The organism is Dietzia papillomatosis NBRC 105045, from assembly GCF_001570845.1.
GTDB classification, from domain to species: Bacteria; Actinomycetota; Actinomycetes; order Mycobacteriales; family Mycobacteriaceae; genus Dietzia; species Dietzia cinnamea.
In genome coordinates this window covers 1-21,065 of sequence record NZ_BCSL01000042.1, presented here as the reverse complement: position 1 = coordinate 21,065, position 21,065 = coordinate 1, and the positions used below count along the sequence as shown (strand labels likewise).

Annotated in this window: 19 protein-coding genes and 1 pseudogene; 10 read left to right on the top strand and 10 right to left on the bottom strand. The window is 71.3% G+C overall.

Features of this window, described 5'->3' with window-relative positions; translation table 11 throughout:
* The first annotated feature begins 75 nt into the window (after positions 1-75).
* Genes DPA01S_RS13390 through DPA01S_RS13370 form a run of 5 tightly spaced genes read left to right on the top strand, consistent with a single transcriptional unit; the run spans position 76 to position 5,186 of the window.
* Positions 76-1,185 carry an iron-siderophore ABC transporter substrate-binding protein gene (locus DPA01S_RS13390; protein WP_007632488.1) on the top strand — a complete coding sequence of 370 codons (1,110 nt, stop codon included), beginning with the start codon at positions 76-78 and terminating at the stop codon, positions 1,183-1,185.
* Between the two features lie 5 nt (positions 1,186-1,190).
* Positions 1,191-2,303 (top strand): FecCD family ABC transporter permease, encoded by a 1,113-nt coding sequence (locus DPA01S_RS13385; protein WP_082767800.1) that lies wholly within the window; start codon positions 1,191-1,193, stop codon positions 2,301-2,303.
* Positions 2,300-3,361 (top strand): FecCD family ABC transporter permease, encoded by a 1,062-nt coding sequence (locus DPA01S_RS13380; RefSeq protein ID WP_061916947.1) that lies wholly within the window; start codon positions 2,300-2,302, stop codon positions 3,359-3,361. Before DPA01S_RS13385 ends, DPA01S_RS13380 begins: the two co-directional genes overlap by 4 nt.
* A gap of 44 nt (positions 3,362-3,405) precedes the next feature.
* Positions 3,406-4,251: an ABC transporter ATP-binding protein gene (locus DPA01S_RS13375; protein WP_082767801.1), complete on the top strand. Its 846-nt coding sequence runs from the start codon at positions 3,406-3,408 to the stop codon at positions 4,249-4,251.
* Positions 4,248-5,186 carry a siderophore-interacting protein gene (locus DPA01S_RS13370; protein WP_061229569.1) on the top strand — a complete coding sequence of 313 codons (939 nt, stop codon included), beginning with the start codon at positions 4,248-4,250 and terminating at the stop codon, positions 5,184-5,186. Before DPA01S_RS13375 ends, DPA01S_RS13370 begins: the two co-directional genes overlap by 4 nt.
* Positions 5,187-5,208: 22 nt before the next feature.
* On the opposite strand, the gene DPA01S_RS13365 is transcribed toward DPA01S_RS13370, so the two are convergent.
* The 9 genes from DPA01S_RS13365 to DPA01S_RS13325 all read right to left on the bottom strand — a co-directional run bounded on the left by DPA01S_RS13365 (position 5,209) and on the right by DPA01S_RS13325 (position 15,652).
* The gene (locus DPA01S_RS13365) at positions 5,209-5,943 is read right to left on the bottom strand and encodes a hypothetical protein (protein WP_061916942.1); all 735 of its coding nucleotides are present in this window, start codon (positions 5,941-5,943) and stop codon (positions 5,209-5,211) included.
* A gap of 102 nt (positions 5,944-6,045) precedes the next feature.
* A complete protein-coding gene (locus DPA01S_RS13360) occupies positions 6,046-7,251 on the bottom strand; it encodes a Wadjet anti-phage system protein JetD domain-containing protein (protein WP_061916939.1) in 1,206 nt (401 codons plus the stop codon).
* 1 nt (position 7,252) lies between these two features.
* Positions 7,253-10,573 carry an ATP-binding protein gene (locus tag DPA01S_RS13355; protein WP_063935167.1) on the bottom strand — a complete coding sequence of 1,107 codons (3,321 nt, stop codon included), beginning with the start codon at positions 10,571-10,573 and terminating at the stop codon, positions 7,253-7,255.
* Positions 10,566-11,285, bottom strand: coding sequence for a DUF4194 domain-containing protein (locus DPA01S_RS13350; RefSeq protein WP_061916932.1), 720 nt, complete (start codon positions 11,283-11,285; stop codon positions 10,566-10,568). Before DPA01S_RS13350 ends, DPA01S_RS13355 begins: the two co-directional genes overlap by 8 nt.
* Positions 11,282-12,769: a DUF3375 domain-containing protein gene (locus tag DPA01S_RS13345; protein WP_061916927.1), complete on the bottom strand. Its 1,488-nt coding sequence runs from the start codon at positions 12,767-12,769 to the stop codon at positions 11,282-11,284. The genes DPA01S_RS13350 and DPA01S_RS13345 overlap by 4 nt, the downstream gene beginning before the upstream one ends.
* Positions 12,770-12,895: 126 nt before the next feature.
* Positions 12,896-13,495, bottom strand: coding sequence for an energy-coupling factor transporter transmembrane component T family protein (locus DPA01S_RS13340; RefSeq protein WP_061229563.1), 600 nt, complete (start codon positions 13,493-13,495; stop codon positions 12,896-12,898).
* Complete coding sequence (locus DPA01S_RS13335) at positions 13,496-14,224, bottom strand: energy-coupling factor ABC transporter ATP-binding protein (RefSeq protein ID WP_061229562.1); 729 nt, start codon at positions 14,222-14,224, stop codon at positions 13,496-13,498. It abuts the gene before it with no gap.
* Complete coding sequence (locus DPA01S_RS13330) at positions 14,221-14,823, bottom strand: biotin transporter BioY (RefSeq protein ID WP_061229561.1); 603 nt, start codon at positions 14,821-14,823, stop codon at positions 14,221-14,223. Before DPA01S_RS13330 ends, DPA01S_RS13335 begins: the two co-directional genes overlap by 4 nt.
* 241 nt (positions 14,824-15,064) lie before the next feature.
* Positions 15,065-15,652 (bottom strand): helix-turn-helix domain-containing protein, encoded by a 588-nt coding sequence (locus DPA01S_RS13325; RefSeq protein ID WP_061916924.1) that lies wholly within the window; start codon positions 15,650-15,652, stop codon positions 15,065-15,067.
* Here DPA01S_RS13325 and DPA01S_RS13320 point away from each other — a divergent pair.
* The 5 genes from DPA01S_RS13320 (at position 15,651) to DPA01S_RS13300 (ending at position 20,677) form a co-directional block, all read left to right on the top strand.
* Positions 15,651-16,727 (top strand): NAD(P)/FAD-dependent oxidoreductase, encoded by a 1,077-nt coding sequence (locus DPA01S_RS13320; protein WP_232303154.1) that lies wholly within the window; start codon positions 15,651-15,653, stop codon positions 16,725-16,727. The genes DPA01S_RS13325 and DPA01S_RS13320 overlap by 2 nt on opposite strands.
* Positions 16,711-17,400, top strand: coding sequence for a class I SAM-dependent methyltransferase (locus DPA01S_RS13315; protein ID WP_061229558.1), 690 nt, complete (start codon positions 16,711-16,713; stop codon positions 17,398-17,400). Before DPA01S_RS13320 ends, DPA01S_RS13315 begins: the two co-directional genes overlap by 17 nt.
* Before the next feature lie 53 nt (positions 17,401-17,453).
* Positions 17,454-19,064 carry an NERD domain-containing protein gene (locus tag DPA01S_RS13310; protein WP_061229557.1) on the top strand — a complete coding sequence of 537 codons (1,611 nt, stop codon included), beginning with the start codon at positions 17,454-17,456 and terminating at the stop codon, positions 19,062-19,064.
* A gap of 132 nt (positions 19,065-19,196) precedes the next feature.
* Positions 19,197-20,348, top strand: a complete 1,152-nt coding sequence (locus DPA01S_RS13305; protein ID WP_061916920.1) for a TRAFAC clade GTPase domain-containing protein — start codon at positions 19,197-19,199, stop codon at positions 20,346-20,348.
* Positions 20,345-20,677, top strand: a complete 333-nt coding sequence (locus DPA01S_RS13300) for a hypothetical protein (RefSeq protein WP_061228801.1) — start codon at positions 20,345-20,347, stop codon at positions 20,675-20,677. The genes DPA01S_RS13305 and DPA01S_RS13300 overlap by 4 nt, the downstream gene beginning before the upstream one ends.
* 61 nt (positions 20,678-20,738) lie before the next feature.
* On the opposite strand, the pseudogene DPA01S_RS13295 reads toward DPA01S_RS13300, so the two are convergent.
* Positions 20,739-21,056 (bottom strand): annotated as a pseudogene (locus tag DPA01S_RS13295) (transposase); the annotation flags it as partial.
* Positions 21,057-21,065: the final 9 nt, after the last annotated feature.

Genomic DNA, 21,065 nt, shown 5'->3' with positions numbered 1-21,065 from the left:
ACTCTACTGTGACGCCTGGCTAGGTTAGCCAAGCCTAACTAGCGAGAAGCGATAGTTTCAGTGGACGGAGATCCCATGACCGCACCTGCCCGGCGTTCCCGACTCGAGGCGGCGGTGTCCGACGCGGCCCGCCCCCGAACCCGGGCGGTGCTGTTCGTACTCACCGCGATCGCGGCGATGCTGGCCCTGCTCGCGGGCTGTTCGACGGGTTCCGTTGACGGGGGCGGCGAGTCGGCCGACACGACCGGCGTCGAGCGGCAGGGCGAGTTCCCGCGCACCATCACCCACGCCTACGGCGAGACGGAGATCCCGGAGGCCCCGCAGCGCGTCGCCACGATCTCCTGGGTCAACGCGGACGTCTCCCTGGCGCTCGGCGTCGTCCCGGTCGGCATGCCCCGCAACTCGTTCGGGGCCAACGCCAACGGCTCCACCGACTGGTTCGACGCCGAGCTCGAGGCGGTGGGTGGCGAGATGCCCGAGCTGTACTCGGAGACCGACGGCATCAACACCGAGGCGATCGCGGCGCTCGAGCCCGACCTCATCCTGGGCGCGTACTCCGGCATGACCGCCGAGGAGTACGAGACCCTGTCCAAGATCGCGCCGACCATCGCGATGCCCGAGGGCGACGTGCCGTTCGGCACCGCCTGGCAGGACTCGACCCGGCTGATCGGTGAGGCGCTCGGCCGCAGCGAGGCCGCCGAGGAGCTCATCACCGAGGTGGAGGGCCAGATCCAGCAGGTCGCCGAGGACAATCCGGCCATCGAGGGCACGACCTTCGTCTGGGCGACCGTCGACCCCGAGGCCGCGGAGAAGATCTACGCGTTCACCGACGTCGACAACCGCCCGCGCTTCCTCACCCAGCTCGGGATGGAGCAGGCCCCGGTCGTCGCGGAGGCCTCCAGCGGCTCGCCCGATCAGTTCGCCGTCACGTGGTCGCCCGAGCGCGCCGACGAACTCGCCTCCGACATCCTCATCACCTACGCGACCTCGCCCGAGGTCCGGCAGGCCATCGAGTCCGACCCGCTGCTCGGCCGCATCCCCGCGGTCGAGGCCGGCCGGATGGTCGTCCAGACCGACGAGCAGCAGGTGCTGTCGATCTCCGCGTCGTCCCCGCTGAGCCTGCCGTGGGCGCTGGAGAACGTCGTCCCCGACATCCTCGCCGCCGCCCAGCAAGAGCAGGGCTGACGCCGGTGACCAGCCCCGCGACGCTCACGACCGCGCCCGCCCCCGCCGCGGGCGGGCCGGTCGTGCCGGCCGCGCCCGGACACCGCCGTGTCGTGATCGGCGCGGTGGTGTCCCTGGTGCTGTTCGTCGTGGGGATCGTGGCGTCACTGTTCGTCGGCGCCCGTTCGGTCGACCCCGCCGTCGTGTGGTCGGTGCTGGGCGCGCTGCCCGGCCAGCTGCTCTCCGGCGACCTCGCCGCCGCCGTCGCGCCCGGTTCGGGTGCGGGCATGGACGAGGTCGTCGTGACCGCCCGCGTGCCCCGGACCATCACCGCGGTCCTCGTGGGCGCCGCCCTGGCCGTGGCGGGCGCGGGACTGCAGGGCGCCACCCGCAATCCCCTCGGCGATCCCGGGCTGCTCGGCCTCACCGCCGGCGCCGCGCTCGGCGTGGTGCTGGGCCTGGCCTTCGCCCCGGCCGCCGGCCCGTCCGTCGTCGCCCTGTTCTCCGTCATCGGCGCGCTGGTGGCCGGGATGGTCGTCGTGGGCGCGGGCCGACTCGGCGCCGACTCCGGGACCGGACTCGTTCTCGCCGGTGCCGCCGTCACCGCCGGCTGCACCGCGGTCACGTCCTCACTGGTCATCGCGCTGCCCGGCGTCCTCGACCGCTTCCGCTTCTGGGGCCTGGGCTCCGTGGCCCGCTCGGGCGCCCCGGAGATCGGCGCGGCCGTCCCCTTCCTGCTCCTCGGGCTCGTCCTCGTCCTCGCGGGTGCCGCCACCCTCGACGCGCTCGCGCTGGGGGACGACCTGGCCCGCGGGCTCGGCGTCGGCCCGGTCGCCGGTCGCGCCGTCGTCCTGGGCGGGGTCGTCATCCTGTCCGGGGTCGCCACCGCGCTCGCCGGCCCCATCGCGTTCCTCGGTCTGCTCGTGCCGCACCTCCTGCGCCGGCTGGTCGGGGTGGGCAACCGCGTGGTCCTGGGCCTGTCCGTACTCGTGGGGCCGGCCGTGCTGCTGTTCGCCGACACGATCGGCCGCGTCATCGCCCCGCCCGGGGAGATCGCCGTGGGCGTGATGACCGTGGCGATCGGCGTGCCCTTCCTCATCGCCCTCCTGCGCGCCAACCGGGGGGTGAGCGCCTCGTGAGCGCCACCGTCCTCGACCGTCCCGCCGAGCTCGCCGAGACCGAACGGGTGGTCCGTAGGCTCTCGACCCACCGCCGGCGCCACGCGCTCGGAGTCGTCGTCGGACTTGCCGTACTCCTCGTGGCGGTGATGGCGGTCCGCGTCCTGCTGGGCCGCTACACGGTGACCATCCCCGACTTCGTCGCCATCCTCGGCGGCGCGACGATCCCGGGCGCGACGTTCGTCGTGATGGAGGACAAGCTGCCGCGAGCGGTGCTCGGCGCGCTCGCCGGCCTGGCGTTCGGGGCGTCCGGGGCGCTGTTCCGGCGCGTCCTGGGCAACCCGCTGGCCAGTCCCGACATCCTCGGCATCTCCCAGGGCGCCTCCGCCGGGGCGGTGGCCGGGATGGCCCTGTGGGGACTGCGCGGGGTCGGCGTCGTGCCCGCCGCCCTGCTGGGGTCCGCGGTCGCGCTCGCGATCGTCCTGGGGGCCTCCGCCGGTCGGCACACCGGCATCGTCGGGCAGCGCTTCCTCATCGGCGGCGTCGCGGTCGCGGCCCTGAGTGTCGCCGTCGTCACCCAGCTCATCGCCCGCCTCCCGCTGACCGGCGCGCAGGAGGCCGCGGTGTGGACCGTGGGATCGCTGTCCGGGGCGTCGGGCCAGCGCATCGCGTGGCTCGCGGTCGCCCTGGTCGTATTGCTGCCGCTAGGCGTGTGGCTGCATTCCGCGCTGCGGCCCGCCGAGCTGGGGCCCGAGCTCGCCGTCGGTCTCGGATCCCGCCCCGTGCCCACGCGCGCCGCGGCCCTTGGCGTGGGCACCCTGCTGGCCGCCGCGGCCACCGCGGTGGCCGGCCCGCTCTCGTTCGTCGCCCTGCTCTCCACCCCCGTCGCCGCTGCGCTCGGCCGCGGCCGGCCGTCCATTGTCGCCGCCGCTCTGACCGGGGCCGTCATCGTGGTGGCCGCCGACATCGTGGCCTCCGAGGCCCTGAGCACCGTCGATCTCCCCACCGGCGTGGTGACCGGCGCCCTGGGTGCGCCCGCCATGCTGTGGATCCTCCTGCGTTCGAGAAAGGTGGCCTGATGAGCATTCCCTCGCCCGTCGCGCCCGTACTACGCGCCCTGCCGATGGACCCGGAGCCCGAGCCCGATCCGGCCTTCCGGCTGCGTGGCCTCACGCTGGGCTACGGCGCCGAGTCGGTGATCCGCGACCTCGACCTCGACATCCCCGCGGGCCGGACGACCGTGTTCATCGGCGCCAACGGCTGCGGCAAGTCCACCATCCTGCGTGCCCTGGGCCGTCAGCTGCGGCCGCTGTCGGGGACGATCGAGACCGGCGGGCGCGACGTCGCGTCGGTGAAGGCGCGCGAGCACGCGCGCTCGGTCGCGTTCCTGCCGCAGTCGCCCCTCGTGCCCGAGGGACTCACCGTCGCCGAGCTGGTCGCCCGGGGCCGGCACCCGCACCGCCGCTGGTGGGGTGGGGGCGACGACGACGACACGGCGGTCGCCGAGGCGCTGACCCTGACCGACACCGCCGGTTTCGCCCACCGGCGGGTCGACGAACTGTCCGGCGGTCAACGGCAACGCGTGTGGGTCGCGCTCGTGCTGGCGCAGGCCACGCCCACGCTGCTGCTGGACGAGCCGTGCTCGTTCCTCGACCTCGCGCACCAACTCGACATCCTGGACCTGGTCCGCGACCTGCCGTTACCCGCCGGCCACGCCGGAAGCGGGGGAGAGGGCACCGGCCGGCGCACGGTCGTGGCGGTGCTGCACGAGCTCAGCCTGGCCGCGCGAGTGGCCGATCACCTGGTCGCCGTGGCCGAGGGCGGCGTCGTCGCCGCGGGCCCGCCGGACCGGGTGATCACCAAGGAGACACTGCGTCGCGTGTTCGACCTGGACGCCGACATCATCACCGACCCGGCCACCGGCCACCCCGTGGTGCTGCCGCGGGGACGACGGAAGGGGACCACATGACCGCCATCGCCGTAGAGACACCGATCGTCGTCTCGCAGACCCGGGTCATCGAGGCCCGCGATCTCGGGGACTCGTTCGTCCGCCTCGTGGTGGCGGGTCCCGACCTGCACCGGTGGTCGGCCGAGGTCGTCGACCCCGGCACGGTGCGCGACTGCTACATCAAGCTCATCGTGCCGCCGCCCGGCGGGGGCGGCGTCATCCCGGACGCCGACGGCATCCGGGACTGGCTCGCGCTGCCCGAGGGCGAGCGGGGCTGGATGCGCACCTACACCGTGCGCCGCGCCGACACCGTCGACCTCGACGGCGAGGCCGTGCCCGCGCTCACGGTGGACATGGTGGTCCACCCCGGCGACGACGAGGGGCCCGGCTCGGCCTGGGCGCGGACCGTCCGGCCGGGCGAGATCGTCCACATCGCCGGACCCGGACGCGGACACGCGCCCTGGGCGGCCTGGGCTCCCGGGCGGGCCGCGCGCGTCGTGTGCGCGGGTGACGAGACCGCCGCGCCGGCCCTGCTCGCGATCGCCGACGAGCTCGCCGAGGAGCGGGCGGCGGCAGGGCCCGCCCCCGAGCGTCACGTGCAGATCGTGATCGAGGTGCCCACCACCGGCGATGCCGTGGCGCTCGCCGACGGCGCCCCCGACTTCGTCACCGTGCTACCCCGCGCCGGCGAGCCCGGCGCCGCGGTGGCGCGGCACCTGGCCGGCGTGCTGGACCTGGGCGACGAGTGCGTGCAGACCGTCCTGGGCGGTCGACGTCCCGCCGAGCGCGAGTGGCAGCCGGCCACCGCCGTGTCGGCCGGCGACCCGTACGTGTTCCTCGCCGGGGAGGCGAGCCTGGTCCGGGCCATGCGCCGACTCGCCGTGGACGCCGCCGGGGTGCCCAAGGAGGCCGTGGCGTTCATGGGCTACTGGAGGCGCGGCGCCGCGGAGTGCTGAGCGCGTCGGCCCGCCGGCCCGGTCACGCCCGGTCGGGGGGCGGGTACGACGGATCCCGCAGCGCCCTGAGGACGTGCGGGTAGCGCGACCCGGGGAGGCGGTTACCGATGGGGTCGAAGTGCAGGTCCTCGTCGTCGTCCTCCCACGTGTCCACCGTGAGTCGGCCTAGCGTCCGCCACCTGCCGAGGGGCGTGGCGTGCTGCAGCGTCCACGTGCCACCGTCGCCGCCGGGGATCGCGGCCAGTAGGAGCGGTCGTCCCGCGACGAGCACGGGGAACACGGAGGTCATCGTGCGGCCGGTCGTGCGCCAGCCCGCGGTGAGGACGTAGCGGCTCAGCGGGCCCGTCCCCGTACTGGCCAGCAGGATGTCCACGGGTCGTTCGGCGTGGATCCGGACGGCCATGCCGCCGATGTCGGGGACCGCGTCCGGCAGTCCCACCGCCCGCGAGAAGCGGACGGTCGCCGGCCAACGGCCCGTGATGTCCAGCAGCGGGGAGCCCGTGCGTCCGACCCCCGTCACACTCAGCGTGGCCTTCGCGATGACGCCCTTGGGATGCAGTGCCTTGGGGCGGGCCAGTCGTGCCACCGCCGCCACCGCGCCGAACGCCGTACCCACGAGGCTGGACACCGGCGCCGACCGCAGTGCCACCTCCTTCGACTCGGGAGTTTTCGGTACGAGCGCGGACGTGGCAGCGGTGTCGTCCGTGTCGGCCGGGGTGGAGCGGCCGCGGCCGGGTTTCCGGGTCTCTCGGGACATGAGGCCACGATACCCAGCGGCGGGCGGTCGGGAGCGGCGCTGATCACGGGCGGGGCGGGTCGCCAACGAGACGCGTGCTTCCGGGGCCGGGCCGACGCGGGTTCAGTCGAGCGCCGATCGAAGGCGAGGCAGCGCCCAGTCCCACGGGATACGTTCCTGCTCCAGCCGGAGGTCGCCTCGGCCGGTCAGCGCCTCGAGTGCGGCGACCTCGCCCGCGGTGAGTCGCGTGGGCGCGGTGCGGGCGGGCGTGGGCTCGGGGACCGTGAACTCGCCCCAGGCGTCGAGCGTCTCGACGTCCATGAGGACGCTGACCGCGTGCGGCGCGTGGTGTCGGAGTCTGTCGAGGATCGCGAAACCGTGGGAGTCGAGGTCGCCCCAATAGACGATGCGGGCGGTCATCGCCCAGGGCAGTGCGGCGACGGCATCGACCGCGAAGCCCCGGCCGAACAGGCCGACCGCGCCGGGCAGGTCGGGGAGCGCGAGGAACGTGGTGAGATTCTCGACGACGACGAGGGTGCGCGGCCCTTCCGAACCGGGCCACAGCGCGGCGAGCTGATCGACCGGGCTCTCCACATCGCGCAGTGGGAAGTCGATCGAGGGGTCGAGGATCCGCATCCTCACGCGGAGGTCGGAGCGTTTCAGCCCGAGACCGGCGACAGTGACCGCACCGTCGGGGATCGCGCTGTCGCGACCGCTTCGTGCGGCGTCGACCAGTTGCTCGACCACGCGGAGCCGGGATTCGATCCACTTGGTGTCGACTCCGGGGACCGCGATCTCGCGCGCCCGCAATCCCTCCGTGGGATGCGCGAGCGCCCACCGGCAGACGGCGAGCAGGCGCTCCATGTCCGCGTCGCTCAGCTTCTCCCAGGTCGGTGCGGTGGCCGCGGCGGCGAGTCGCAGGACCGACTCGTCGGGGCCCAACCGGAGCAGGTCGGTGGCCCTGGCGAGCATCGCCTCCCAGTGCGCGGCTCGTCCCGCGATCCGCGCGATCGCCCGGTCGCCCCGGACCTCCACGCGCTGAGGGAGAGCGACCGCGCCGAACCCGGGCAATCGGCGTTCCACCCAGGTGATCTGTACGTCGAGGGCGTCCTGGGCGGAGTCGAACTCCCGCCACCGCCGGATCCAGTCCGCCGTGCCGGCCGGGTCGTCCGAGGCGCGCGTCGCCGTCGGGGATGCGGTGGAGAATCGCAGGACGTACGCGGCAGCGGAGTCCGGGTCGGCGATCCACTCGCGGTACCGGCGGGTGAACCGGGTGGCGCACGCTTCGGCCAGATCATCGGGAGCGCGCGGCGTCGTCGGCCCGGCCATGTCAGCTCGCGGCTTCCCAGGTGACCCGCTCGATGCGGGAGCGGCTCCCGTCCTCGATGCCCACCACCACCAGACCACCGATGTACGGCTCGAGGGTCTGCAACAACTTGAGCGGGGTCGCCAGAACCATGTGGAACCCGAAATCGGTGAAGACGTCCATCGCGCGGCGCGTGTAGTCGGGGTCGGCCCGGTCGAACGCCTCGTCGAGGACCACGGTTCCGTAGCGCGGCACATCGGCGTCGATGTCCGCGAGCTGGAACCGCAGAGCCGCGGCGAGACAGAAGAACACCAGCTTCTGCGCCTGACCGCCCGACAGGCCGGAGGACGAATCGTGGTAGTTGGTCGGCGTCCCGTCCTCGTCGATCTCGACGCCGATGAAGCCGACGTGTCGCCGGGTGTCCAGCACGGTCTGCCGCCAGCGTCGGTCGGCGGAATCCGCGGATCCCAGCCGGTCCAAGAGTCGTGACATCACCGCGAAACCGGCCTCCGCGGTGTCGACGGTGCGCTTGTCGAGCGCTCCGGACACCGCCTTCTCCAGGTCGCTCAGGAAGTCTGTGACGGTCTCGGTACGTCGGTCACGCACCTCGATCTGCAGCCACCGGCCGGACTGGAACTCCGACCGGCGCAGCGAGTCGTTGACCGGTCTGATCCCGGCCTCGATCTCGGAGCGGGCGCGGCGGATGTGACGGGCGAGTTCGCCCAGATTCCGGGTTTGCATGTCCCCGATGAGCCCGAGGAATCGGTCCTCGAACTCCGCGAGGCGGTCCCGGCGAAGTTGGACCAGCCATTCGACGGCCTCACCGACGAATTCCGGGTCGGATTTGAGATCGGCCTTCTTGGCCGGCCACAGCTCCAGGTACGACGTGAGAACCGCGGTGATGCGCCGATGGATCCGGTCGCGCTCGGTCGCGGTGGACACCTGCTCGGCGGCGATGGACCGCTCGGCACGCTGGCAGACTTCCTGCACGTTCCCGGCGGTCAGGCGGCGCGTCGCAGCCGCCAGGCGTTCGCGGATGCGGGCCGCGGCGCCCTCGTCGACGTCGCGCCTCTCATGACCGGTCAGGTCGGCGAGCCGCCTCTCGAGACCCTCCACGACGCTAGCGGCAACCGCTCCGGCCCGGTTCGCGGAGTCGTACTCCGCCTGGGCCCGCGACTGCGCCTCCTCGGCGGCGCGCAGGTCCCGCTCCATCTCCGCGACCTCGGGATGCTGCTCCCGCCATTGGTCCAGGCGATCTCGGGCTGCCCGGGCGCGGTCCTCGGCGGTGTCGGCGTCCAGCTCCTCCCACCGCAGGCCCAGGAGGGTGGCGGCCGCGCGCTGGCGGGCGCGACGCTGCGCGTCGAGGTCGTCCAGTCCGGCCCACTGCCGCTCGTGGGTGTCGATACGTGCCCGGATCTCGTTCCGGAGAGTGGTCAGTGCCTCCACCTTGGAGTCGTCCATACTGCCCAGCTGGAACGCCGCCGGGTCGTCGATCCGTCGGCGGTCGTCCTTCTCGAACCGCGCCCCGCGTCTGATCAATCCGTGCAGAGTGACGGCCTTGTCGTGCTGGGCCAGTTCGGCGGCGGTCTCCACGCAGGTCACGTCGAATTCGGCCGCGAGTCTGCGGTTGAGCCACTGGAGGAACGGCCCGGCGGCGGGGCGGACCTTCCGGACGAGGCTGTGCGGGCCGGTCCTGCGGGCGGCGGAGTCGTCGCCGTGGTCGACCACCTCGTAGACCAGGCGGACGCCCAGGTGGGTCGAGTCGACGGCGGCGGCCACCCGGTCCCGGAGGTGGTCGGGGACGAGCATCGTGCGGGCGAAGCCGGACAGGACCCGCTCGATCGCGGGACGCCAGCGGGCGTGCTCGGCGGGGACGTCGAGGAGTTCTCCGGCGAACGGTAGTTCGCGCGCGCTCAGCCCCGCCGCCTCGCACACGAGGTCCCGGGCGGCCAGCAGCCGGGAATCGATGTTCGAGCGGTGTCGCAACAGCGCCTGCAACTGCGCGGTCACCTCCTCGAGCGAGCGTTGTTCCTCGTTGAGGGACCCGGCCACCTCCCGCAGCGTCTCGCGGTCTCGCGCCCGCTCGGCCTCCTGTTCCGCGTCCTCGCGCTCGAGCGTGGCGAGCAGGGCGGCGAAGTCCTCGGCCGAAGTCGGAAGGGCGCCGCCCAGGCGCTCGACCTCCGTCTCCGCACGCGCACGCCGTGCGGAGACGGAGGCGGCGTGTTCGAGGGCCCGGTCGAGGTCTCTCGCGAGCTCATCCCGCCCGGCGCCGGCGCTACCCCGGAGTCGGGCGCGGATGTCGTCGGCCGCCGTGCGTCGTACATCGAGTCGATCTCGAGCGGATGCGATGGTGGACTCCGCGGCCACCAGCGCCCCGCGGGCCGTCCGCAGCTCTTCCTCGACGAGTTCGATGGTCACGGCGGCCTGCACCGCGGGAAAAGCCTCACTCTCAGCGTCCAGCTCGTCGGCCAGCGCCAGCACGCGGTCCCGGGAGGCCCGCAGGTCGGCGAGCGGGGCCAGATGGGCGATCTGCTTGCGCACGTCGACCACCGACCGGTGGGCCTCACGAAGCTCTGAGAACTGCGCCACTGCGCGGTCGGCCACCGCGAAGGTACCCGGCTCCTCCAACATGAAGTCGCGGAAGAGCTGGTCGAGACTGGACAGCGACTTGGCGGACAGGGTCCGGTGCAGCAGGAGCTGAGCGGACTCGGAGGCGATGCCCAGCCGACGCCGGAACGCGGCGGCGAACGCCGAGTAGCTGTCGTGGAACCTCACGTCCCGGATCTCCCGCTTGAGCGCCCGCTTGTCGATGCCACTGCGGAGGTAGCCGAACAGGTCCGGCAGGTCCGTGGGCTCGTCGGACGAGTGTTCGCGGACCCCGTGGAGACGCTTGACCCCGGCCGCGGAATTGTCGCCCGAACGCAGGTAGAGCAACAGGAGAAGTGTCACGCTGGTGCCGCGGCCGTCCGAGTAGGTCAGGGCGATCGCGGAGAACGTGGCCTTGGGACGCAGGTAGACGGAGGCCAGGTCGCCGGATTCGGCGTCGGCTCCCCGCCGCCAGGCACCACGGATGTAGGACACGAGAGTGCGCCCCGATCCCCGTCCCGCCTCCTCCTGCGCGGCGGCGTTGAATCGCAGGTGCGCCGGGGGCACGAGCACCGCTGAGACCGCATCGATGAGGGTCGATTTGCCGGACCCGGATCCGCCGGTGATGAGGAACCCCTTCCGCGGCACCTCCACGTCGTGATACCCGTCGAGCGTTCCCCAGTTGCACACCTGGATTCGCGACAGTCGCAGCTGATCAGGGTGTTCCGGAGCTCCGGGGAGCTGTAGGGCCTCAGTCATCGTCGACCACCTCGTCGTCGTCGAACAGGGCGTCGTCCCGCCCGCCGGGCGGTTCGCCGTCGTGCTCACCGTCGGCCCCACCGCGCGCCTCGATCAGGGCGCGGTACTCGTCGCGGATCCCCGCGACGACGTCCGCGTCGAACAGGTGGCGGAGGACGGGGGAGACCTCGGCGCGCCCCGCTGTCTCCGTGTCGGAGAGCAGCGAGTAGCTCTTGAGCCGGTTCCACGAGGCGTCGAACTTGCGCGCATACCGGCTCCGGTCGGAGTCGACGACGGAACGGTAGACGTCGACCCGCTCGGCCACGTCCTCGCGATCCACGATCACCCGCTCGCCGGGCTGGGCCACGGACAACTCGGACCGCAGGTGCAGGAGCAGGACGGTGTCCATGTGCGACAGCGTCTCGGTCCGCAGTACCGCCGGGACCTCGACCCGTCCACCCGTGTCGACCTGCCTGGTGAAGGCGATACCGGCGTCGTGGTCCAGCACCAGATCGAGGAACACGTCCGCCAGTCGCGATCGCATGGCGGGCTCGTCGGAGACCACAGCCGCCCAGATCTCCGGCTGGCGATGCGCCTGCACCAGCGGGCCCGTGAGCAGCCGGGCCAACGCGCGTCTGGAGGCGAAGGACAGCGTCCCGGTGTCACCGGGCCACAGGCCGTCATCACCCGCACCGTCAGGTCCGTCGGGATCGGCCGTCGCAGGGGTAGTCACAGATCCTCCTCCAGAACTCGATCGGCCGTGAACACCAGGGTCGGGATCCGGGCGCTCAAGGTCGGGCCGGATCCACTCGTCCATGTGACGGTCTCGACCGAACACGGGTCATCCGGTGGTGCCTCGGCCTGCGTGGTGATGGCCAGATTCAACAGCCCGACGATACTGGCGACGCCCTGGGTGGCCGGGTGTTCGCGGAGGATCGCCCCGATGGATGACGGGCCGAGCCTGGACACCACGTCGCGGACATGGGCGCGGAGTTCGGCCTCGTCGATCTCCGAGGCCCGGACCAGCGCCGTGAGGGACTCGAGGTCAGCGTGGCCCTCCTCGTGGTGCGCGACCTCCGCCGCCACCCGTTCCTCGCCCGGGTTCCGCAGGCGCAGGGCGCTGACCGACCGGACCGACATGCCGATCCGACGGAGGGGCACCGACATCTGACTGGTCGGCTTCACGGCGCGCGCGCCGCTCGCCTCGGCTGCCGCGGCGCGGGCGGACCGGATCAGTGCCAGCATCTGCCGGTGTTCGACGTAGGCGTCGGAGGTGACGAAGTGTCGCAGGCTGCGAGACAGCGAAGTGAGGACCCCGTTGACCTCCGCCCCGGCGGTCTCCATCTCGTCGAACAGCTCCCGCAGGCCTCGCCTGGCTGACGGGGGCAGGTCGGCGACCTGCGGTCGGCTCAGGATGTCGTCGATCCACGTGTCGACCGACGCCGAGCGTTCGGGATCGAGGAGCACCGAGTAGAAGGACGAGAAGCTGCGGCCGGCCTCGGAGTCACCGATGAGGTCGACGCCGCCGAATACGGCGTCGAGGACGTCACCGCGCGCGCCGTCCTGGTCGAGGAGACGACGACGGAGGTCTTGGTTGAGCGACTCGAATTCGGCGCGGACGCGGGCGAAATCGGCGGGTATGTCATCCGCCCCGCGGAGGATCTCCGACACCTTCTCCCCGACCTGCTCCGGGTCCGCGAGCTCGAGGTCGCCCGCCTCGACACGTGCGATGGCGGCGTCGATACGGTCGCGCTCCCGGTGGAGGGCGGCCAGCCGGCCCTGAACGGACGGGTCGGTGTCCCGTGCGAGGTCCTCCAGTTGCCGGGTGAGCGTCTCGACGCGGGACACGGTCAGTCCGCGTCGCGGTGTCTGCAGGCCGTCGAGAAAGTCCATCACCACGAGTGCGGACTGGGTGGGTTCGAGCGTCTCACCCGTCGCCGCGGTGCCGGGTCTGCGCAGCATCCAGCCGGCGTCGACCCATTGACGTACGTAGGCCTGGGCTGTTCCCGGAACGTCCGCGCCGGAGTCGCGGACGGCAGTCAGGGTCCTGTCGAGGAACTCGTAGAACTCCGAGGACGGGACACGCCGTGACGACCCCTCGAAGACCTCCGCCAGCACCGCCACGATGAGCGGCCACAACTGGGCACGCATCAGCGAGAGGGCGGATGATTCGCCGTTCAGCCTGGAGAGCTGGAGGAAACGGGCGAGCGCGGACACGAGTCTCATGGTGGCATGCGGTGCCGCTTCATCCTCCAGAGTGTTCGGAACACGTAGTGCGAGAAGGGGGTGCGCGGAACGCTCTTGTCGATGGGCCGGGGCGGCGGATGCCGACGGTTGGCCGGTTCAGTCGTCGACGCCGCGGGCGGCCAGGGCGTCACCGAGCTGGTCGGCCGTCGTGAGCGCGCCGAGGACGGTGGGCACCACGAGCGCGCGGATCGACATGCCCAGGCCGCGCGCCCTGCGGGCCTCGGTGACCTGCTGTAGTCGGCGGGCGATGAGCGGGATCGCACGGATCGTCAGCACGAGCACCAGCGCGATGCGGTCCGGCGAGACACCGACGTGGCGCAGGGGGCCGACGGCGCGCGTGACCGCGTCGAGCATGTCGGAGATGCGGGTCGTCAGCGCGACGAGACCCGCCACCGCGATGGCCACCAGCAGCGCACCGCACACCCGCAGGGCGGTGTCGAGGTCGGCGACGATCCACTGCAGCACGAGGATGGCGATCAGCATCGGCAGGACCGGCCGGACCTGATCCCACGCGGCCCGGGGGCGGATGCGGCCGATGGCGTACAGAACCGCGGTCAGGGCCAGGGCGGGAAGGACGTGCCAGGGCTCTCTGATCAGCAGGGTCGCGGCCACGATGAGCACGCACACCGCCAGGATCTTCAGCCCGGCGGGAAGGCGGTGCAGCAGCGAGTCGCCCGGTTGGTAGGTGGCGAACATCTACGCGACCGGCCCCGCGCCCAACGCGATCCGCCGGTAGCCGGCCAGCGCGGGCCCGGGGGAGTCGTCGATCACCACGCGGCCGCCGTCGACCACCAGCACGCGATCGAAATCGGCGACCAGGTCCAGGTCGTGGGTGACCACGACCAGCTGCTGCTCGAGAGCGGCGAACGTCTCCGCCACCAACTGGCGATTGCGCAGGTCGAGAAGGGTCGTGGGCTCATCGGCCACGATGACCGAGGGCTCGATCACCAGCACGGCCGCCAGCGCGAGCAACTGCTTCTGCCCCCCGGAGAGGAGATGGCACGGATGACCGGCATGCCCGGCGAGGCCGAAGGTCTCGAGCACCCGGGCGACTCGTCGTCGTCGCTCCTCCTTGCCCATCTTGGAGCGTCGTAGGGAGAAGTCCACGTCCTCCGCCACGGTGGGCATGACGATCTGGGTGTCCGGGTCGGTGAAGCAGAAGCCCACTCGGCGCCGGACCTGCGCGCCCTTGCGGCGGGTGTCCAGACCGTCGACCGTCACGGTGCCGGACGTGGGGACGACCAGCCCGTTGATCATGCGCGCCAACGTCGACTTCCCGCCGCCGTTGACGCCGACGATGCCGATGCGGCGCTCGGTGAGGGTGAGGTCGACGTCCGTGAGGACGGGCCGGTCGCCGTAGGCGTGGCCGACTCCGTCGAAGCGGATTTCGACGCCGCGCGGGCCCGGGTCGTTGGGGGTTGTCACGCTGTCGTGGAACGATGCCCGCGCAGCGGGACGATCAGCCCTGGACGTGCGCGGTGCACCTGCGCTGCCACGATCGCGGTGACGACCGCCTTGAGCAGGTCGCCGGGCAGGAAGACCGTGTTGGCGGCGATCGCGCCCGTGACGGTGAGCTCGGTGCGGATGAGCATCCCGGCGACGCCCACCGCGTAGATCACCCCGATGCCGCCGACGATATTGATGGCCAGCCCCGGCAGCACGCGGTAGCGCGGCATCATCCACGCGGTGAGCAGGCCGATCACGATCACCGCCGGGATCCAGCCGATGAGGAAGCCCGCCGTGGGGCCGGCCAGCGAGGTCAGGGTGGTGCGGCCCCCCGCGAGTACCGGCAGTGCCAGGCCGATGATCATCACCGCGAGCACCGACAGGGCGCCCTTGCGCCAGCCGAGCAGCGACCCCGCGAGCATCACGCCGAGGGTCTGCAGGGTGATGGGTACGCCCGCGGACCCGATGGTGAGCTGCCCCGGTAGACCGAGGACCACGATGAGGGCGGCGAACACCGCGATCTGCGCGAGGTCGCGGGTCGCGCTGCGGGCCGGGGCCGTGTCGATCGACATGCTCATGACACTCCTTGGTGACGCTGCGGCCGCAGGGCGACCTGAACACCGTTCATAGTGGCACGGGGCGGTGGTCCGGCGCACAGTGGGCCGGCGGGGGCGCCGCCGGCCCGGACATAGAAACCCCGGGGGGCGCGGAACTCGGGATAACGCCCCCGCGCCCGTCCCCGCGCCCGCCCCCGCCACTGCGGCCCCGACGTCAGAGGGCCTGGCCGGGTAACCGGAACCCTCTCCCCGGTACGACCGGTCAGTCCCTCCCGGCGCTGGCCCGGATATGCGCCCGCTCGCCCTGCCGACCCACCAGGCTGAGGAACTCCACCGGGCCGGCGCTGGTGGCGCCGAACCAGTGCGGGGTGCGGGTGTCGAACTCGGCCGCCTCGCCGGGGGTGAGGACGAGGTCGTGCTCGCCGAGGACCAATCGGAGCCGGCCGTCCAGGACGAACACCCAGTCGTGGCCGTCGTGGATATGGAGGTGCGGCTCGTCGTCGTCCCTCCCCCTGGGTAGCACGAACTTGTACGCCTGGATCCCGCCCGGCCGGCGTGACAACGGGATGACGGTGGCGCCGTAGTCGGTGGTGAAGGGCTGCAAGGTCACTCGGGGGTCGCCGGTCGGCGGGGCGTCGACGAGGTGGTCCAACGTGACGCCGTGTGCCCGCGCGAGCGGCAGCAGCAGTTCGAGCGTGGGGCGGCGCTGTCCCGACTCGAGTCGGGACAGGGTGCTGGGGGAGATGCCGGTCTTGTCGGAGAGCTGCGCGAGGGTCATGTCGCGGCGCCGTCGCAGTAATCGCAGGCGGGGTCCCACGCCGGTGAGGGTCTGGGCGGTCGGGTCGGTCATGAACCCAGTTTGCCACTTCGGCAAGGAATGTTGCGCCATCGTTGTCCGGGCGTCATCGTCGAGGGGCGAGGGCGGCGACCGCGGCCCGGAGCGGGGGAGACGGACAGATGAGTACACCCACGACGACCTGCGGGACGTGGTCGTCGTGGGTGGCGCGGCAGCCGGGCTCACCGCCGGCCTGACGCTGGCGCGCGCACGGCGTCGCGTGACGGTCATCGACGCGGGGCGGCCGCGCAACGCCTCGGCCGAGGGGATCCACGGTCTCCTCGCGCTGGACGGTGTGCCGCCGGCGGAGTACCTCGCGCGGGGGCGCGCGGAGGTGGAGAGGTACGACGGCGAGGTCGTCGCGGGCGAGGTCGTGGACACCCGCCCGGCCGGGCATGGTTTCGACGTCATCCTGGCCGACAGGACAGTGCTGCCCACGCGCACGCTCGTCCTCGCGATCGGGGTGACCGACGAGCTGCCGGACGTGCCCGGGGTGCGCGAACAGTGGGGGCACGGCGTCCTGCACTGCCCGTACTGCCACGGATGGGAGGTCCGCGACCAGCGGATCGGCGTCATCGCCACCGGCCCGATGTCCGCGCACCAGGCCGTGCTGTTCCACCAGTGGAGCCGCGACATCACCTTCCTCACCGGCGGGCGGCCGCTCGACGAGCAGGACCGTGTCCATCTCGACGCGCTCGGGATCCCGATCGTCGGGGGTGGGATCTCGCGGGTGGAGGCCGACGGTGAGCGCGTGGTCGGTGTCCGTGTCGACGACGACGAGGTCATCGACCTCGACGCGGTGGTGGTGGGCAGTCGGATGACCGTGCGGGTCGAGCCCTACACCGCGATCGGCGTGACGGCGGACGATCACCCCGTCGGCACGTTCATCGCCACCGACGAGACCGGTGCCACCTCGGTGCCGGGGGTGTGGGCGGCCGGCAACTGTGCGGACCTCATGGCGCAGGTCGGAGCGGCGGCCGCACACGGCGCCCGCGTCGCGCAGTTCCTCAACGCCGCGCTGGTGACCGCCGACCTCGAGAGTGCTGTCGCCGAGCAGGCGGGTGAGGTGGTCGATGACGCACGAGTTTGACCGTCGCTACTGGGACCGCGTCTGGTCCGGCGCGGCAGACACCGGGAACGCCGGGGACGCTGGCCGGGCGTCCGCGATGGCCACGAGCCCACCCAATCCGCACCTCGTCCGGGAGATCGCGGGGCTGAGTCCCGGGGCGGCGCTCGAGGCCGGGTTCGGGGCCGGGGCCGAGGCGTTGTGGTTGGCCTCGAGAGGCTGGCGCGTCACGGGGGTCGACCTCGCGGCCGGGGCGCTCGAGGTCGCGGCGCGTCGTGCGGCGGCGGCCGGCCTGGCCGACCGGGTGTCGTGGCTCGAGGCGGACCTGTCCGCCTGGGAGCCCGAGGTCCGGTTCGGCCTGGTCACGACGCATTACGCCCACCCCTCGATCCCGCAGCTGGACTTCTACGAGCGGCTCGCGGGCTGGGTGGCCCCGGGCGGCACGCTGTTCATCGTGGGGCACCTCCACCACGGAGAGCGCGGAGCGCACGGCCACCACGGCGCCGCGGGGCATCCCCACCACGGCGCCCACCCGCCGGCCGAGGCCAGTGCGACCGCCGCCGGGATCACCTCGGTGCTCGGGCGGGACCGGTGGCGGATCGACACCGCGCTCGAGTGCTCACGCGAGATGGCCGGGCGCGGCGGCGCCGCGGTGACCGTGCACGATGTCGTCGTCAGGGCCACTCGGAGGACGTGACCGCCGGCGCGTACCTCACCCGCCGGCGGGGCGGGTGAGGTAACTGTTCTCACATGCCCCGCGTCATCCCCGCTCACCCCGTCTACGGCCATCCCTCCGAGGAGAGGGTCGTCGACCTGCTCCGGGACCAGCTGGCCGACGACTGCCTCGTCGTGGTGGGGCAGCGGGTGTCGACGGCGGAGAAGGAGCACGAGGTCGACGCCCTCGTCGCGATGCCCGGTGCCGGGATCGTGGCCATCGAGATCAAGTCCGGGCAGATCACCGTCGAGGACGGACGCTGGGTGCAGGGCAGTGGCGGCAAGCAGTTCACGATCGACCCGGTGACGCAGTGCCGCGAGGCGCTGTACGCCCTGCGTGGTTACGTCAGCGAGGACCCACGCTGGCCGCGACAACACCAGCGCTGGACCCACCTGCTCGTCTTCCCCAACGCCTCGATCCCCGGCGACTTCGCGCTGCCGCAGATCAGCCGCGACCGGATCGTGGACCGGGACCAACTCGATCAACTCGCGTCGGTCGCGCACCGGGTCGCGCGGGAGTCCGGACCGGCCGACCGCCCGTTCCTCGCCGCGGGCACGGTCGACAGGCTGGCCGAGATCCTCGGCGGTCGCGGCCTGCCGCAGCGCGACGTGGTGGCGCGTGCCGCGGAGAACGCCGACATCGCCGACGCGCTCACCCGCGAGCAGTCGGTGCTGCTGCGCGCGGTCGACGCCCTCCCGCGCGTCGAGATCCGCGGTGGCGCCGGGAGCGGCAAGACCTACCTCGCTCTCGAGCAGGCCCGCCGGCTGTCGCGAGACGGGCAGCGGGTGGCATTGATCTGCTATTCCCACGGCCTGGCCAGCTACCTCAGGCGCGTCACCAACGGATGGAAGCGGCGCGAACGGCCCGCCTACGTCGGGGAGTTCCACGCCCTCGGTGTGGAATGGGGCGCCCCGGCGGGGCCCGACGAGCGCATCCGGTCCGCCGAGTCGGTGCGGTGGTGGGAGGAGGAGCTCCCGCGGTTGATGTCCGAGCTGGCCGACGGGCTGCCCGACGGCCGGCGTTTCGACGCCGTGATCGTGGACGAGGCCCAGGACTTCGCCGACAGCTGGTGGCAGCCCGTGATCGGGGCTCTGCGTGACCGGGAGAACGGTCGCCTCATGATCGTCGGTGACGTCGGGCAGAGCGTCTTCCAGCGGGCGGGTCGACCGCCCGTGGACCTCGTGCCCCTCGTGCTGGACCACAACCTCCGCAACACCCGGCAGATCGCCAGCGCGTTCCTCCCGCTCGTCGGGCACCGCATGGAGCTGCGGGGAGGGTCCGGCCCCGCGGTGCGGTACGTCGACGTCCCGGAGGGGGCCGACCCGATCGCGGTGGGAGACGACGAGGCCATGCGGCTGCTCGACGAGGGCTGGGAGCCCGGGGACGTCGCCCTGCTGACGATCGGCTCACGCCACCCGATGCAGGTGGAGCTGCAGGAGGACGGCAACGACGCTTACTGGGAGACATTCTGGAGCGGGGACGACATCTTCTACGGCCACGTCCTGGGCTTCAAGGGACTCGAGCGGCGGGCGGTCGTGCTGGTGTGCAACGGGTACGAGGGCATCGACCGCCTCCGCGAACGCATCTACGTGGGTCTGTCGAGGGCGACCGACGTGCTCGTCGTGGTGGGGGACGCCGCAGCATGACAGGCGCACCCTCGCGGGAGAGGGGAGCAGTGACCGTGAACAGAAGCTCCGGACTGGAACACCGAAGAGCGTGCATGATGTACTTCGGACAGTTGTACGCGAAGACGCGCAGACACTGAAAAGGACGGCTAAATGAAGATCGGAAAAAACCTGCAGCAGCAGATCGCCGTGTTCGGCGAATCCGGCAGCGGGAAGACCGTACTTCTATCGTCGTTCTACGGCGCCACCCAGGAACCAAGATTTATTGAGAAGAATCACTTCAGCGTCATCGCTGACGACCAGGGGAAGGGACTGACCCTCCATCGGCTTTATTTGGCGATGCGAGATTCAACGAAAGTTCCGTCCCTGAATAGGTTCAAGGGCGATAGTCACGACTTCACCGTTCACCTAAAGACACTGGCCGGGCGAAGGAAGGACAGGTCCGGCAAGATCGAGGGGCTCCACTTGGTCTGGCACGATTACCCGGGCGAGTGGTTTGAGAGCTCTCCACACGGAGATGAGGAAACAAGGCGGCGGCTGGCGATGTTCCGGTCCTTGCTCGGCTCCGATGTCGCCCTACTCCTTGTTGATGCCCAGCGGCTGATCGACAATGAGGGTGAGGAGGAACGCTACCTGAAGCTCCTCTTCACAAATTTCAAGAACAGTATTGTCGGGCTTAAGAGCGGACTCCTCGACGATGGGAAGCCTCGCAAAGAGTTTCCCCGCATTTGGATAATTGCACTGTCGAAGGCGGACCTGCTCCCCGACGCAGACGTCTACCGGTTCCGCGACCTTGTCATAGAGAAGGCCGGCGGTGAGATCGCGCAGCTCCGTGATGAGCTCCGGTCGATGGTGGTTGCGGCGGATGCCCTGGACATCGGTCAGGACTTTCTGCTGCTCTCGTCCGCCAAGTTCGAGCCCGGCAAGATTGTCATGTCCCAGCGCAAAGGCGTGGATCTGATCCTTCCGATCGCCTCGGTTATGCCATTGGAGAGGTACGCTCGGTGGGCGGGCAACTTCAAGGCTCCCGGGAAAGTGCTTGAGGTGATGCTGCGGGGGGCCGGACCTCTGCTCACGGGCCTACTGCTGAAGCAAGACGGCAAGTTCAAGCCAGCGAAGATCATGGCGAAGTTCGTGGGCACCGAAGTGATCCTCGAGATCGCGAGTCTGGCGGCGGACAAAGTGAAGGAATTTAACGAGAACTCGCGAACCAAAGGCGATGCCGTGGGTGTGACGCTCAGCCAATTCAAGCTGGACCTCGACGCAGCCGAGAATGACCACGTCCTGATCCGGAGTAAGGCATGAGTCTGATCTGGGCTACGCGCGGCCGGCACTGGGGCTTCCGCTTCGTATACGGTGGTGGGTTCGATGATCCGCTCGTGGAATATGACCAAATCTTCGGCAATGTCGGACCCGATGACGAGGTCTTCGTCCGCATCGGGGACCGGGCGGCATTGCGTTTTCCTGACCCGCTCGACAGGACCGATCGGGCGGGACGGGTTATTCCGCACGAGTTCGTGCTGGACTCGTCGATCGCTTCGGGTGTGGCTGAGGCACGAAATGCGGTGTGGCCACTCGTGTCCGGCTATTACGCCCAGATCTGGGACGTGGAGGAACCGCCGGCGCCGCAGTGAGAGTCTCGCAGTGGTGCAGCTGTACCGGCCCCACCTAGGGGGTTATCGGGCCCTTCCGGATTTAGAGTGCGTTGATCCGGTTCTGGAGCTGTCCGGAGTGAATGAGCGACCGCAAGATGTAGTGCTTGAGGTTGCGGAAACCTAGGGCGATTCCGCGGAGGTGTTCGAGCCTGCCGTTGATGGCCTCGACGGGGCCGTTGGAGGCGCCCACGTCGAAGTAGGCGAGGATCTCCCGGCGGCGCTTCCATAGCGACCGGCCCAGCTGGGCGAGCTCGGGCAGTTCGGTGGGCACCCCGGCCCGGATCGACTTGAGGAGCTTGTACATCGCGATCTTGCCCTCCCGCTTGCCTGCGGCTTCGTAGGCGGCGATGAGTCGCTGTTAGACGCT

What these genes read in the sequence shown, in the direction of transcription:
- DPA01S_RS13315 (WP_061229558.1), top strand. Translation starts at nt 16,711, where the DNA reads ATGACGCACGAGTTTGACCGTCGCTACTGGGACCGCGTCTGGTCCGGC.
- DPA01S_RS13340 (WP_061229563.1), bottom strand. Translation starts at nt 13,495, where the DNA reads ATGTTCGCCACCTACCAACCGGGCGACTCGCTGCTGCACCGCCTTCCC.
- DPA01S_RS13330 (WP_061229561.1), bottom strand. Translation starts at nt 14,823, where the DNA reads ATGAGCATGTCGATCGACACGGCCCCGGCCCGCAGCGCGACCCGCGAC.
- DPA01S_RS13320 (WP_232303154.1), top strand. Translation starts at nt 15,651, where the DNA reads ATGAACCCAGTTTGCCACTTCGGCAAGGAATGTTGCGCCATCGTTGTC.
- DPA01S_RS13305 (WP_061916920.1), top strand. Translation starts at nt 19,197, where the DNA reads ATGAAGATCGGAAAAAACCTGCAGCAGCAGATCGCCGTGTTCGGCGAA.
- DPA01S_RS13325 (WP_061916924.1), bottom strand. Translation starts at nt 15,652, where the DNA reads ATGACCGACCCGACCGCCCAGACCCTCACCGGCGTGGGACCCCGCCTG.
- DPA01S_RS13390 (WP_007632488.1), top strand. Translation starts at nt 76, where the DNA reads ATGACCGCACCTGCCCGGCGTTCCCGACTCGAGGCGGCGGTGTCCGAC.
- DPA01S_RS13370 (WP_061229569.1), top strand. Translation starts at nt 4,248, where the DNA reads ATGACCGCCATCGCCGTAGAGACACCGATCGTCGTCTCGCAGACCCGG.
- DPA01S_RS13300 (WP_061228801.1), top strand. Translation starts at nt 20,345, where the DNA reads ATGAGTCTGATCTGGGCTACGCGCGGCCGGCACTGGGGCTTCCGCTTC.
- DPA01S_RS13360 (WP_061916939.1), bottom strand. Translation starts at nt 7,251, where the DNA reads ATGGCCGGGCCGACGACGCCGCGCGCTCCCGATGATCTGGCCGAAGCG.
- DPA01S_RS13310 (WP_061229557.1), top strand. Translation starts at nt 17,454, where the DNA reads ATGCCCCGCGTCATCCCCGCTCACCCCGTCTACGGCCATCCCTCCGAG.
- DPA01S_RS13375 (WP_082767801.1), top strand. Translation starts at nt 3,406, where the DNA reads ATGGACCCGGAGCCCGAGCCCGATCCGGCCTTCCGGCTGCGTGGCCTC.
- DPA01S_RS13355 (WP_063935167.1), bottom strand. Translation starts at nt 10,573, where the DNA reads ATGACTGAGGCCCTACAGCTCCCCGGAGCTCCGGAACACCCTGATCAG.
- DPA01S_RS13365 (WP_061916942.1), bottom strand. Translation starts at nt 5,943, where the DNA reads ATGTCCCGAGAGACCCGGAAACCCGGCCGCGGCCGCTCCACCCCGGCC.